General features: G+C 69.7%; 17 protein-coding genes. 2 read left to right on the forward strand and 15 right to left on the reverse strand.

The features are described 5' to 3' along the window. Positions 1 to 165: 165 nt before the first annotated feature. The 14 genes from ACZ5TL_RS35810 to ACZ5TL_RS35875 form a co-directional block, all read right to left on the reverse strand. Positions 166 to 354, reverse strand: coding sequence for an FxLD family lanthipeptide (locus ACZ5TL_RS35810; protein WP_387582225.1), 189 nt, complete (start codon positions 352 to 354; stop codon positions 166 to 168). A gap of 131 nt (positions 355 to 485) precedes the next feature. Then, positions 486 to 953: a DUF6082 family protein gene (locus tag ACZ5TL_RS35815; RefSeq protein ID WP_468594965.1), complete on the reverse strand. Its 468-nt coding sequence runs from the start codon at positions 951 to 953 to the stop codon at positions 486 to 488. Positions 954 to 1,024: 71 nt separating this feature from the next. Next, on the reverse strand, positions 1,025 to 1,600 hold the full coding sequence (locus ACZ5TL_RS35820; protein WP_468594966.1) for a DUF6624 domain-containing protein: 576 nt from the start codon (positions 1,598 to 1,600) through the stop codon (positions 1,025 to 1,027). Next, positions 1,597 to 2,160, reverse strand: a complete 564-nt coding sequence (locus tag ACZ5TL_RS35825; protein WP_468594967.1) for a hypothetical protein — start codon at positions 2,158 to 2,160, stop codon at positions 1,597 to 1,599. Before ACZ5TL_RS35825 ends, ACZ5TL_RS35820 begins: the two co-directional genes overlap by 4 nt. Before the next feature lie 83 nt (positions 2,161 to 2,243). After that, complete coding sequence (locus ACZ5TL_RS35830; protein WP_468594968.1) at positions 2,244 to 2,735, reverse strand: LuxR C-terminal-related transcriptional regulator; 492 nt, start codon at positions 2,733 to 2,735, stop codon at positions 2,244 to 2,246. A 127-nt stretch (positions 2,736 to 2,862) separates the two neighbouring features. Next, the gene (locus ACZ5TL_RS35835; protein WP_468594969.1) at positions 2,863 to 4,116 is read right to left on the reverse strand and encodes an acyl-CoA dehydrogenase family protein; all 1,254 of its coding nucleotides are present in this window, start codon (positions 4,114 to 4,116) and stop codon (positions 2,863 to 2,865) included. Positions 4,117 to 4,198: 82 nt separating this feature from the next. Then, the gene (locus ACZ5TL_RS35840; RefSeq protein WP_468594970.1) at positions 4,199 to 4,840 is read right to left on the reverse strand and encodes a GAF domain-containing protein; all 642 of its coding nucleotides are present in this window, start codon (positions 4,838 to 4,840) and stop codon (positions 4,199 to 4,201) included. Then, positions 4,840 to 5,508 (reverse strand): GTP-binding protein, encoded by a 669-nt coding sequence (locus tag ACZ5TL_RS35845; protein WP_468594971.1) that lies wholly within the window; start codon positions 5,506 to 5,508, stop codon positions 4,840 to 4,842. The genes ACZ5TL_RS35840 and ACZ5TL_RS35845 overlap by 1 nt, the downstream gene beginning before the upstream one ends. Next, positions 5,480 to 5,893, reverse strand: coding sequence for a DUF742 domain-containing protein (locus tag ACZ5TL_RS35850; RefSeq protein WP_468594972.1), 414 nt, complete (start codon positions 5,891 to 5,893; stop codon positions 5,480 to 5,482). Before ACZ5TL_RS35850 ends, ACZ5TL_RS35845 begins: the two co-directional genes overlap by 29 nt. Beyond that, complete coding sequence (locus ACZ5TL_RS35855) at positions 5,890 to 6,405, reverse strand: roadblock/LC7 domain-containing protein (protein ID WP_468594973.1); 516 nt, start codon at positions 6,403 to 6,405, stop codon at positions 5,890 to 5,892. The genes ACZ5TL_RS35850 and ACZ5TL_RS35855 overlap by 4 nt, the downstream gene beginning before the upstream one ends. Positions 6,406 to 6,474: 69 nt before the next feature. Next, entirely contained in the window at positions 6,475 to 8,019 is a 1,545-nt protein-coding gene (locus ACZ5TL_RS35860) for a sensor histidine kinase (RefSeq protein WP_468594974.1), read from the reverse strand. Positions 8,020 to 8,046: 27 nt separating this feature from the next. Beyond that, the gene (locus ACZ5TL_RS35865; protein ID WP_468594975.1) at positions 8,047 to 9,948 is read right to left on the reverse strand and encodes a glycoside hydrolase family 15 protein; all 1,902 of its coding nucleotides are present in this window, start codon (positions 9,946 to 9,948) and stop codon (positions 8,047 to 8,049) included. Positions 9,949 to 10,041: 93 nt separating this feature from the next. Continuing rightward, entirely contained in the window at positions 10,042 to 10,185 is a 144-nt protein-coding gene (locus ACZ5TL_RS35870) for a hypothetical protein (RefSeq protein WP_468594976.1), read from the reverse strand. Beyond that, a complete protein-coding gene (locus ACZ5TL_RS35875) occupies positions 10,182 to 10,676 on the reverse strand; it encodes a DUF6415 family natural product biosynthesis protein (protein ID WP_468594977.1) in 495 nt (164 codons plus the stop codon). Before ACZ5TL_RS35875 ends, ACZ5TL_RS35870 begins: the two co-directional genes overlap by 4 nt. A 291-nt stretch (positions 10,677 to 10,967) precedes the next feature. Here ACZ5TL_RS35875 and ACZ5TL_RS35880 point away from each other — a divergent pair, with 291 nt between their 5' ends. Beyond that, positions 10,968 to 11,750: an aminotransferase class IV family protein gene (locus ACZ5TL_RS35880; RefSeq protein ID WP_468594978.1), complete on the forward strand. Its 783-nt coding sequence runs from the start codon at positions 10,968 to 10,970 to the stop codon at positions 11,748 to 11,750. Between the two features lie 9 nt (positions 11,751 to 11,759). Continuing rightward, positions 11,760 to 12,677: a formylglycine-generating enzyme family protein gene (locus tag ACZ5TL_RS35885; RefSeq protein ID WP_468594979.1), complete on the forward strand. Its 918-nt coding sequence runs from the start codon at positions 11,760 to 11,762 to the stop codon at positions 12,675 to 12,677. Between the two features lie 35 nt (positions 12,678 to 12,712). On the opposite strand, the gene ACZ5TL_RS35890 is transcribed toward ACZ5TL_RS35885, so the two are convergent. Then, positions 12,713 to 12,856 carry a hypothetical protein gene (locus tag ACZ5TL_RS35890; RefSeq protein WP_468594980.1) on the reverse strand — a complete coding sequence of 48 codons (144 nt, stop codon included), beginning with the start codon at positions 12,854 to 12,856 and terminating at the stop codon, positions 12,713 to 12,715. Positions 12,857 to 12,858: the final 2 nt, after the last annotated feature.

Here is a 12,858-nt window from a genome sequence, read left to right on the forward strand (position 1 = left end):
GGCGCAGTGAGGTGCACTGCGGAGCGCAGCATCGCCTGCCCCGCGCCCTGATACAGGCTGGGACGTACCCGTGTCATCACCGCTCTCCCTTCTTCCTTCGTGACGGGGCGGGATGCGGGCCGGACGGGAAGCCCCGCCCGGCCCGCGCTGCCGGATCGGACCGGCTTACGAGGTGGTGCAGGCGCTGGGGCAGGAGCTGCCGCAGGTGTCGCCCGTGCTGCACATCAGGACCGTCTCGGTCGCCGGCGTGCCCTCGATGAAGGTGATGTCGAGTCCGAACGGGTCGGTCTCGTCGGTGGTTGCGAAGTCCGGCTGCGCAGGGGCGGTCGGCCTCTCCGTCTGCATGGCGGTCATGCTTGCCTCCTAGTGGCGATGGGTGGTGCGGGATGCCGGGCCCGGTCGGGACCCGGAACTTGGTGCCAGACGGTGGCGGGCGACGGTGTCGCCTGCTCCAGGGCGTCTGGGAGTCGGTGTGAGCCGTGTCGTCAGGCTGCTGAGGGCTGCGCCCGCGAGTGGGTCTTCGCAGCCCTGTCCAGGACCTCGGTGAAGTGCTCGGCGCGCTCGTCGCCCTCGGCCTCCTGGGCGCGGAGGTCTCCGAAACGGGCCCAGTACCGCCTGCAGACGTCGCTGCTCATGAGCATCGAGGCGTAGAAGGGCAGTTGTCCGTGGCGAACGAAGCCCAGCCGGTCACGCAGGCTGAGGGTGCAGATCTGCTGGTTGGCATGGAGCAGCTGCATGTACTCCTCGACGTCGATGTCCTCGGGCGTCCAGAGCTTGGCGAGGTCGGGGTTGGTGGACATCTGCGTCAGCCAGTCGAGCTGATTCCGCGCGACGGCCACCTCGTTTCGCTCGGCCTGGTGCCGCGCGTCCTGCCTGAGCCGGGCGGCTACGACCACGGCGGTGGTGAGGGAGACGGCGGCGCCGGCAGCGAGGACGGCGGTAGTGAGCTTCATACTTCAACGGTCCTTTCAGGTAAGGGGTCTGCGGACGAGCTGGGTCTGTGGAGCCTGTGGGGCCCGCTGCGTCATGCGGCCCCCGCGAGCACGACGGTCGGGGAGTCGCCGGAATGGCGATCCGGGGCGTACCGGCGACGCACGGTATTCAGGGCGACGGCGATCGGCGGCAGCCCGACGGCGGCCCTTCGCTGGTTCAGTGATTCCGGCGCGCGTAGCGGGCACAGTTCGATGCCGTCTGCTCGGAGGAGGAGCTGGGTTCCGTACTCCTGGTCGTGTCCGTTGTTGATCAGGGCGCGGTCGTGCAGGTGTGCCCAGTGCTGGATGAGCGCGTCGCCGGCCTGGGCCGCACGCTCAAGCAGGGTGGTGGCTGCGCGCTGGAAGTCGGGTTCGTCGTCGCTGTGGAGGGCGATGCTCCAGGCGGCGCGGGCGGCGTCGGGGCCGACGAGGCGGTGGCCGGGCCAGTCGTGTTCGGCCAGGATGCGGCGCAGCACCTTGGTGTTGGCGTGATCGGCGTGACGGCCCTGGCCGAGTTGGACGGCGTCGAGTTGGTTGCGCACTCGTTGGGCCCGGTGCGCGGCCGAAGCCTGGGCGCGGGCGATCAGCTCGCGGGCGAGGTCGGGCCGCTGGGGTTCGGTGGTCGTCACGAGCTGCCCCGTTCGTCCGGGGCGGCCTGCGGCTCGTGGACGCGGCAGCCGATCAGTGCGCTCAGCCCGGACCGACGCTCAGCGGCGAGTTCAAGGCGGGCGACTCGGTCGCGCTCTCGTCCTGTGCCGGAACCCCGGACATCCCAGCCCATGTGGGTGAGCCGACGCAGAAGGGCGGCGGCGGGGTTGGCGTCGAGGGCGTGGCGGGTGAGTGCCTCGGCCCGTACGAGGGGGAGGTCGAGCCGGGCGGCGAAATCGGATGCCCACAGGGTGATCAGCCGGGTGATGTCGTCGGGCTGGTCGGGCAGGGTGTGGACGCAGCCCAGGAAGAGGCACGGGCCCTCGCCCCATCCGAGGCCGGGGTCGCGCTCGGGGACCATGCAGGCCAGCAGTTTCCCGTCCTCGAACAGCCCGGCCGGCCTCGTCTGCGGGTCGCGGAAGAGTGCCGGGATGTCGGCTTGAGAGGGCAGCGGGAGACCGCGCAGGGTGAGCCAGCGCTGGCGGTCCTGAACGAGGGCGGCAGCTTCCTCGCGCTCGGCGTCCGTGCGTAACGTGCGCACCTCATATACGGCGGCCAGGTGCGCCGGGGCAAACGGTGCCGCAGCCGGTCGCTCCTCGTGGGCCGTGGGAGGCGGGTGCCGGTTCACTGGCTCGCTCCGCTCCGCGTCGCGTGGGCCTGCGCGCCCGTCAGCAGGTTCCAGCCGTGAGCCAGAATCACCAGCTGGGTGGTGTCCTGTGCGCCCGTGTCGGCGAGGAGTTGGTCGAGCGCAGCGCGCAGGTCGGCCGGGGCGAGCTTGGCGGCGACGACGATGTCGCGGGCGTCGCTGTACTCAGCGACGGCTTTCAGCAGCAGCAACTGGTCCGAGCCAAGCTCCGGCGCCGGCCTGTCCGCCGTGGGAGAAGCAACCTGCTGGAGGGCGAACAGGCGGTGCACGATCACCGGGGGCTTGCAGCGGGGCGGGCAGTGGAGGCTCTCCCGGATGTCGCGCACGTACTGGCGGACGGTAACGGCCGACAGTCCGGTCTGCGTGGCGATCTCTTGGGGGGCGAGGCCGTTGGCGAGGTGCTGGGCGACGCGCTGCAGGGTCGGCGTCAGGGGGGTGGTCGGTGCGCTGGTCGTTACGGGCGGGGTCACGGTGTCTCTTTCTCGGCTGGGACGGACGGTCTCCGGGGAGGTGCTGCCGGTCCCCGCGGGGGACGGGGACCGGCAGCGCGGGCCCGTGCGCGGCGGTCTGGATTCACGGGGTGCCGCGCACGGGGGCTTATGCGGCGGTTGGGTCGGGTCGTGCCCAGGCGGCTTCGGCGGCGAGGCGTTCGGACCACTGGATGTGGTCCTCGTCGAAGGCGGCGTCGGCCAGGCGTATGCGCTGGACTTCGCCGGTTCCGGCCGGTGGGTAGGTGTGCTGGATGTCGCGCCACAGGCGTTGGAGGACGTAGCCGCAGTCGAGGGCGTGGGCGCCGTGCAGTTCCATGGCGTCCTGGGTGGACTGCATGGCCCACTGGTGGCCGAGGTACTTGGCGTTGATCAGGTCGGCGTCGCAGGGCAGGCCCTGGTCGAGGAGGTGCACGCACTGGTAGGCGAGTATCCGGGCGGCGCGCAGGCGGGCCTCCATGTCGCCGATGCGGTCCCGCAGTACGGGCAGGTCGGACAGGGTGCCTCGGTAGCGGGAACGGGTCTTGAGACGGGTAGTGGTGGTGGCCACGACCGCTTCGTGGATGCCGAGGCTGACTGCGGCCAGGTTGGGGCGGCCGTACAGGATGCTGCTGCTCTGGGCCACGCTCAGCCCCTGGCCGATCTCTCCGACCACGTTGTCCTCGGGGACGCGGACGTGGTCGAGGTCGAGTCGGCCGGCGGAGAAGCCGTGCAGGCCGAGGCCGGGGCGGTGGTCGGAGACGGAGAGTCCGGGGCGGTCGGCTTCGACCATGAATGCGGTCAGTGCCTGGAAGGTGCTCACGCCCGCTTCGGCGGTGCGGGCGACGACGAGGTGGGCTCCGGCGAGGTGGCTGTTGCCGATGTGGATTTTGCTGCCGGTGAGCACCCACTGGTTGCCGGCGCGTTCGGCGGTGGTTTCGATGCCGCCGATGTGTCCGCCGGCGAGCGGTTCGGTCACGGCGATCGACAGCAGCAGGGAACCGTCCGCAACACGGGGCAGCCAGCGGCCCTTCTGCTCGCAGGTGGCGAAGTGCAGCAGAGAGCCTACGGGGATCAAGGTGGCCTGCAGGATGGCTGCGGCAGCCGCCGAGATGCGCGTGATGCGGTGGATAAGGATGGTCTTGGCCACGTGTCCTGCGCCCAGCCCGCCGTAGGCGGCCGGGACGGTGACGGCGAACCAGCGCCGTGCGGCCATCAGGTCGGCGACCTTGCGCTCCACCCTGCCCGGAGCGGCCTCCATACGCGCGGCGCGCGGCGCGACATGCTCGGCCGCGAAGGCGTCCGCCTCATCCCACAGCAGGTTGTGGCGGGCGGTGAGGTAGGGACGCAGCGCCGGTGGCGGTGTGGTGGGTGTGGCGGACATGGTCTCCCTCTCCCTGGATGAAGGTCGCAACGTGGAGCGGCCGGGGATCGCCTACGGCTCCAGTGGGGGGTGGTGTAACGGCCTAGCGGACGGGCGCGCGAGCGATGTGCTCCATCACCTGCACGCCCGAGTTGATGACGATGTCCCTGAGCCGTCGCGCCTCGTCCAGGGACCGCTTCTCGGGGTCGATCACGCACACCGTGCCCAGCACGGTGCCGCTGCCGTGGATGAGCGGGGCGCCGAAGTAGGAACGGATCCCCACCGCGTCGACCACCGCGTTGCCGCTGAAGCGAGGGGAAGCGTGCACGTCGTGCAGCGGGAGGGCCTTCTTGCGCGCCATGACCTCCGGACACCAGCCGTGGTCCCGGCGCATGGTGCGGCCGACGATGACGTACCCGCTGTCCACCGGCGGCTGATGCAGCCCGACGAAGGTCTGCTCCTCAAGGAACAAATTGACGAACCCGTACGCGAACCCCGCCTTGATGGCCATATCGCGGGCCAGCTCGTCGAAGTCCTCGCTCGCCACGGTGGAAACGCCAAGGCGTTCCAACAGCTCATACCGCTGCGCCAGCTCGGTCGCCTGCTGGGACTGGAGTCCGGTGACGGCGGCGCTGGCTGGGTCGGACGGCCCGCGGGCGGCGTCCCGCATGTCGCGTCGCGGCAAGGACCGTGCGGGTGGGGCGGCCTGCGGTGCGAGGTAGGGATCGCTGGGGTGATGTGACATCAGGCGTCCTGAAGGGTGGTAGGAGGTGCGTGGTGTAGGCGGCTCGCGGATGCGTTCTTCACGGCGTGGTCGACGAGGGTCAGCAGGACGCCGGCGACGTGGTTCTGCTCGCGGGCGTCACAGGCGACCACCGGTACGGAGGCGGGCAGTTCGAGGGCGGTGCGGACCTGCTCGGGGTGGTAGCGGTGCGCTCCGTCGAACTGGTTGATGGCGACGACGAAGGGCAGGCCGATGTGTTCGAAGAAGCTGACGGGGGTGAAGCTGCCTTCCAGGCGGCGGGTGTCGACCAGGACGACCGCGCCGACGGCTCCGCGGGAGAGGTCGTACCAGAGGTCGACGAACCGGTCCTGGCCGGGCGTGCCGAACAGGAACAGCTCCAGGGGCACGGGCGCGTCGGGCAGGCTGAGGCGGCCGAAGTCGAAGGCGACCGTGGTGGTCTGCTTGGCCTCGATGCCCGCCAGGCTGTCCACGTCCGCGCTCGCCTCGGTCAGGTACTCCTCCGTGCTCAGCGGCGTGATCTCACTGACGGCGCCCACGGCCGTGGTCTTTCCCGCGCCGAAGCCCCCGGCGATCACGATCTTCAACACCGTCGGTGCACCGGCCTGTGGGGGCGACGGACTCTGCAGCGCCACGGTCGGGTCACCCAGCCTGGGGGTAGGCGATGGCATCGGGCCACTTCCTCTTCAGGCCCACGGAGAGGGCCGCCAATAGGTGGGTGGTGGGACGTTCATCGGCGTCTGTGTCAGAGGCGGCGTAGGCATCGGTGACGGAGACGACCAGGGCATCGGCGTCAAGGAGGTCCGAGATGAGGATCTTGACGGCGGTGATGGGGCGGCCGAGTCGACCGGCCAGTTCGGTCACCGAACGCCGGCGCTCTCGGCACAGGGCGAGGATCTCCGAGCATTCCTCGGCCTGCGCCGGGCCGGGCCGCCCTGGTCCGGCGTCCAGCACGGTGTCCAGACCGAGCAGGTGCCGCGGCTTGGTGCGCCCGCGCGTCAGGGTGTAGGTCCGCACGAACATCGACTCTTCGGCCGCGCGGCCGTGTGTGGTCACTGGGCTTCAGCGCCCGTGCCGACGCGGACGGGGATCTGCATGTAGGGGGCGAACTTCTCCACCAGCCGGCCCGTCTCGTACCCGACGGTGCCCGCGTCGGCGTCCGTGGTGGCGATGACAGCGAGAACGGTGTCCACCACACCGCGTTCGTTGCCGGGGTGGTTCTCGAAGGCGGCGCTGCGCCCGGCGCTCTGGACGAAGAACAGACAGTCGTCTCGCTCGATGATGACCTGCCTGGCCGGCCGCTTCTTGTGGCTGGGGCCGGTGATGTTCGCCGCGAGGGAGGCAACTCCGCTGAACGCGGCCGATAGTTCGTCCGCCCAGTCCTTGTCGACGTCGCTGTCCAGCAGTCGCAGCCCGTCCCGCGACAGCAGCACGGCGTGCGTGACGCCTGTGACGTCGGAGGCGAACTGCCGTAGCAGCCACGCCATGTTCTCCCGCTGTCCGTTTGCTGTCATCTCGGACATAGGCGTGTCGCCGGTCACGTTGCTCATCGCGGGGTGAGTGCTCATAGAGATCGCTCCAGAAGGGGGGAAGGGCCAGGGCATGTAACGGCCACCGGGGACGGGGACGGGCGAGGATCAGGGGCTGCGTTGCTCTGGGGGAGCGGGGGAAGACCCAGCCGCTCCGGCCTGGAAGCCGTTGCGGAAGGCGGCTGCGAGTCCCGGCGCCGCCGGCGCGGGGGCTTGATCCCGCTCACGTGGCGGACGGAATGCGCCAGCCTGACGTACACGTGTGGGAAGTTTTGGCGTGTTGGCTGAGCGACCTGCCTCTGCAGCTCCCGCGGTGCCTGCAGTGCCGGGATGAGTGACCTGACCCGCCCTCGGGGTGGCGGGAACCGCGCAAACCTGTTGCGGCTGCGGCTGCGGCTGCGGCTGCGGCTGCGGCTGCGGCTGCGGCGCGGAGGGCTGGGCTTCTCTGGGGCGTGCGCGCGCGTCCTCGACGGACGGAATCGCCACCAGGAGCCGTGCCGGGATGACGACCAGGGCGGTGGTGCCTCCCGTGACGTTTTCCTGCAGGAGTACGGACAGCCCGTGTGACTGGGCGATCTTCGCGGCGACCAGCAAGCCGAGCTGGCCAGCTCGGACTTGGCCGCTGACGTCGACCTCGTCGGGGGCTTTGAGGAGCTGGTTCATCTGTGCGCGCGTCTGCGGATGCATGGGGATGGCCCGGTCCTCCACCTCGATCGCCAGCCCGTTCGCCACCCGCTGCGCACGCACCATCACCTTCGTCGCCGGATCGGAGCACTCACAGGCGTTCTCGATCAGCTCGGCCAGCAGGTGCGTCAGGTCCGGACCCACATGGCCGGGGAGACCCAGCTCGGCACCCACTGACCCGGCTGCGACGGCCACACGCGGATACTGCACGACCTCGGAGACGGCGCCGCGCAGCGCCGTGGTGACGGGAACCGGCCGGCGCACGCTGCGCAGGGACTGCCCGCCCAGCACCGCTGTGCTCTCGACCTGGCGACGCATCCGCGTCACGAGGTGATCGATCTCGAAGATCTTGGCTAGCAGCTCCGGGTCGTCGGTCAGCATCTCCAGCTGGCTCAGTGCCTGGAGCGCCTTGCCGACCAGGACGTGCTCGCGCATGGCCAGGCGGCGCAGCACTTCCAGGAGTACGACGGACTGGGACTCGTCGTGCACGCGTATCAGCGACGCGATGGCCTGCGCCTGGAGGGCACTCAGCGCGTTGTCGATCTCGGCGCTCGGATTGGCCGATGGCGACTGCGGGCCCTGCAGCGTCAGGCGTCCTCCGCGGCACAGCTCGTCCGCCGACCACTGCACTGACTTTTCGATGGCTGCCGCTGCCCCTGTGACCGCTTTCAGTGCCGCTGCCTGGGACGCCTCCGCGGCCGTCTGCACGGCTTCGGCGGCCGTCCGCGCTCCACGAGCCGCCACCGTGGCGACCCCAGCCAGTCCGCAGACCAGGCCGGCCAGGACCCAGCCGGGTCCTACTGCGGACACCGACCAGAGGGCGAAGGCGGCAGCAAGCACCGCGGCAAGGAGCACCAGGGGCAGTGCCAGGGCGCGGCGGGCACGGTGCAGCGTGATCGCGTCGACCGGGGGCCGCCGTCTGCGGTGGCCGGTCGCGGCCGGCCGTGCCGGGAAGGCGCTGTCAGGCATGGGAATCCTCGTCAGGGGATGGGGTGGCTAAGCGTGCTGCGGCGTCAGGTCTGCGCTGGTCTGGCGCGTGCCGCGGGAGGTCGAGCGGGGCGCTGGAACCGCGACCGTGCCTTGGTGGGGGGAGGACTGCGTCGCCATCTGCTGAAGGAGCAGGGCGCTCTGGATCAGGCCCATGTGGCTGAATGCCTGCGGGAAGTTGCCGAGCTGGCGCTGCTGGACGGGGTCGTACTCCTCCGCCAGCAGCCCGAGGCCGTTGCGCAGAGCGAGGAGGTGCTCGAACAGCGCGTGGGCCTCGTCGAGGCGGCCGGTCAGGGCGAGACCATCGACGAGCCAGAAGTTGCACAGGAGGAAGGTGCCTTCATCGCCCGCCAGACCGTCCACTCCGGTGCGCTTACCGCGGGTCGGGTACCGGTACACGAGTCCGTCCGCCGTGGACAGTTCACGACGTACCGCGTCCACGGTGCCGATGACACGAGGGTCATCGGGCGGCAGGAAGCCGGTGCGGGGGATCAGCAGCGTGGCGGCATCCAGTTCCTGCGAGCCGTAGGACTGGGTGAAGGTGTTGCGCACCGGGTCGAAGCCCTTGGCGCAGACCTCGTGGTGGATCGTCGCCCGCAGCTCGACCAGGGGGGCCACGTCGATGTCGAGCGCGCCAGCCTGGGCCAGGCGGATGGTGCGGTCGACCGCCACCCAGGCCATCACCTTGGAGTGGACGAAATGCCGGCGCGCCCCGCGGATCTCCCAGATTCCCTCGTCAGGCTCCTGCCAACGCTGCGCCAGATGCTCGACGAGCCGCTGGTGCAGGATCGCGGTGTCGGCGCAGTGGGCGACACCGCTCTGGTGCGCGAGGTACAAAGTGTCGATCACCTCGCCGTACACGTCGAGCTGGAGCTGGTCCGCAGCCCCGTTCCCGACCCGCACCGGCAAGGAGCCTTCGTACCCAGGAAGCCAGGGCAGCTCCCTTTCCCGCAGGTCACGCTCCCCGGTGATCCCGTACATGATCTGCAGGTTCTCCGGGTCGCCGGCCACGGCGCGCAACAGCCATCGCCGCCATGCCTGTGCCTCCTGCCGGTACCCGGTCCCCAGCAGCGCGGCCAAGGTGGTGGAGGCATCGCGCAGCCAGGTGAAGCGGTAGTCCCAGTTCCGCCGGCCGCCGATCTCCTCGGGCAGCGACGTGGTCGGCGCCGCGACGATCCCGCCGCTCGGCCCATAGGTCATGGCCTTCAGTACGATCGAGGACCGGACCACGGCCTCGCGGTAGGGCCCGTCGTAGGTGCCTTCCTGCGTCCAGTCCTGCCAGAAGGCGAGCGTCCCGGCGAGCGCGGCCTCCGGGTCGGGAACGTCAGGCGCGGCTGCGTGGGACGGGCACCAGCTGAGCACGAACGCCACGCTCTGCCCGGCGCCGAGGGCGAAGGCGCTGACGACGACGCCGTCCTTCTCCACCTGCTGGACGCAGGTGTCGAGCCACAGAGCGTCCGCGCCGGCCTCCGCGACCATGCGTCCACCGACCTCGTGGATCCACGGACTGACACTGCCGTATCCCGGCCGCGGACGCATGGCCGAGACCATCTCCACCTCGCCGGTCAGGCCCTCGACGATCCGGATCACCTGCGGAGCCCCGTCGCGCGGCGGCATGAAGTCCAGGACGCGGACCGAGCCAGTCGGGGGGCGCCACACCGATTCGAGAACGAGAGAGTCATCGCGGTACCGGCGCTCAGCGATCTTTCCGGAGCCGGACCGGCCTGCGGAACAGGCCGGTGCGATCTGCCAGGTGCCGTGTTTCTGCGTGCCGAGCAGCCCAGCGAAGACGGCCGGCGAGTCGAAGCGGGGCAGGCACAGCCAGTCGATCGAACCGTCGTCGCAGACGTGGGCGCTGGTCTGCATGTCGCCGATCAGGCCGTACTGCTCGATACGCGGAAGGCGCTTCATCGTGTGAATCTCCGTAGGCCCCGCGGCTCCGGGGCTTGCTCTGGGACCGCAGCAGCGGCCGGGAACGGTAGGGATGAGAGGCACGCATCGGTGTCACCGGGGCGGGGAATAGGCGATCTGCGACGGCGAGGGCTCCTTGCCGGCCACACCAAGACCGGATACGCGATCGCCGCGAAGAACAAGCCAGGCCATCGGCACGAGGATCAGTCCGATGACGACGGCTCCGGTCGCCGTCATGTCCGCGGCACCGACGCGGCCCAGACCAAGCAGGCCAGGGCAACAGCGAAGACCGCTCCGCGCAGCACGTTGATCTGCGGCTTCCACCAACGCCTTCGTCGGGTCGGCTTCACGGGCACAACACCGTGAGCTTGCACGGTCGCGACAAGCGCCTGGGTTGCCTCGGCCAGCTTGACTAGATGCACCCTGCTGGGCATGTAGCCGTCGGGGACGCCCTCCGAAGCGAGCTGATGCGCGCTGCGCAGCGCGGACGTCCTCGGCGGTGCCATGACCCCAAGCTGGCTGATATGGCCGCGAAGACGCTGCGCGAGTTCCTCTACGTCGCCGGCGCTCTCCGGCAGCGGCGATGCCTCGTCCAGCACGAGCGCGACAGTCTCCGCCGCGGCGACCGCCCAATCGCGCTGCGGGGTCGGCCCGGCGCCACCCATGTCCTGTCTGCTCGGGGCCGCGCGCTGGCACGCGTCCCGACGGGAAGCCAGCGGAAGACGCATGACACAACTCCTCTTCACATCGGGCCAGCTGGCCTTGGCCGCGACCGGTGCGACGCCTAAGGCAGGGGTCATCGGGGTCCTCCCAAGTGGGTGGCGGTGCAGGGGAGCGCAGCATGCAGCGTCGTTGCCCCGCGCGACACTGATCACCACCTCGATCACTCGACGTGATTGCGTGGTGACCAGCGAACACCTCGCCGCAAAGACTTGGGAATGACTTACAGATGACGTTGACTCGTCAGTAATGCCGTTCGGGGTGCCGCCGCAATGAAGGGTGCTGACATGCTGGGCGACATGGTGACTCTTGATGGAAAGCCCGCGTCCGTAGACGACCTGCTGCCCCTGGCACTCACGAACGTCGGCCACTTCACGTCCATGCGCGTCGACACCGACGGCAGCATCCGCGGCCTGACGCTGCACATGGAACGCCTCGCACGGGACTGCAAGATCGTATGGAACGCACCCTTGAACACCGACCGCGTGCGCGAATACGTCCGCCAGGCCCTGGAGGGACAAACCCGTCCGTGCGTCGTGCGCGTCACGATCTACGACCCGAAGGTCGAGATGGGGCATCCGGCCGACGCCAACGAGCCGCACGTTCTGGTGTCCGTACGCGGTGCCGGCGCCCTGCCTCCCGCGCCGCTGCGAGCCCAGAGCCTGGTGTACGAGCGTGACCTCCCCCAGGTGAAGCACATCGGCCTCTTCGGAGCCCTGCACACCCGCGGCGCGGCCCAGCGAGCGGCCTTCGACGACGCCCTGTTCGTCGGCCGCGACGGCTTCGTCTCCGAGGGCGGCACCTGGAACGTGGCCTTCGTCGACCAGGAGGGCACCGTGGTGTGGCCCGACGCTCCTGTACTGCCCGGTGTCACCATGGCCCTGCTCCAGCAGCAGGCGGAACACCGCACTGCCACCGTCACGCTGGCCCAGGCGAAGGGCATGGCCGCGGCCTTCGCTACGAACACCTCGATCGGAGTCCGTCCTCTGGCCGCGATCGACGACACCCAGTTCCCTGTGGATCACCCCGTCTTGAGGCAACTCCAGAAGGCGTACCTGGCGATCCCCGGCGAGAACCTGTAGGGCAAGACCATGACGGGGGTGACAAGGTGGACCGGCCGTGAAGCCGAGTTGCTGCGCACGGCCATGCGTAAGAAGCAGAAGGAGTTCGCCGAACTGGTCGGCGTAAACCCTCGCCAGATCCCCCGGTGGAAGCGCCGGGGGGAGACCATCGAACTCGAACTCGACAACCAGGCCGCCCTGGATACGGTCCTCGCTCAGGCCCTGCCCGAAGTCCAGCAGCGGTTCGCCGCGCTTATGACCGAACGTGCCGCTGTTGAGCACGACGAGCGCGCCGAGGAACTGCTGCGAAGGGACCCGAGCACCCGCCGACATCCCATCGACGGCAAGGTCATGACCCTCGTCGAAGAGGGCATCTACCTCTCCGGCCCCGACAACCGCTCGGTGTGGCTGGAGCCGTTCCTCATCGACGTCTATCCGACGACCAACGAGGACTACGCGAAATTCGTACAGTCCACGAAGTATCGGCCGCCCCAGCACTGGCCCGAGGGTCACTGCCCCGTCGCACTGGCCACGCATCCAGTGGTGTGGGTGACCTGGCATGATGCGACTGCATACGCTCGCTGGGCTGGCAAATCCCTGCCCACAGGGCGCCAGTGGGAGAAGGCGGCTCGCGGACCGCGGGGGCGCGTCTACCCCTGGGGCAACGAACCGACGGCGGCGAAAGCGAACACGGCTGAGGCTGGCATTGACGCGACGACGCCTGTGTCCCGTTACCAGTCCGGTGCCAGCCCATTCGGCGTCTTCGACATGTGCAGCAACGTTTGGGAATGGTGCTCGACGGAGGAGGAGCCCGGCAACGGGCGGTACCACTTGAAGGGATCGGCGTTCACTTCCCCGTTCGAGCGGGCAGCGCCTTTCCTGCTCAACGCCGCCGCCGCGTCGATGAAGGACAACGACACCGGATTCCGCTGCATCGCAGCCCCGTAGGACACGAACACGCCTGACGCCTACGGCACGGGACCTCATGCCAGCCCCTGTCCGGCCTCGGGGAGCACAAGGGCGACGAAGCCCTTGTGCTCGAACCAGTTGAGTTCCTGCCCAGGGGCACCGGCGCCGTGGTGGTCGGCATAGGACTGGCCGGCCCCCACCTGCCAACACTGGAGCACCG

It is taken from the genome of Streptomyces sp. NPDC033136, from assembly GCF_055578235.1.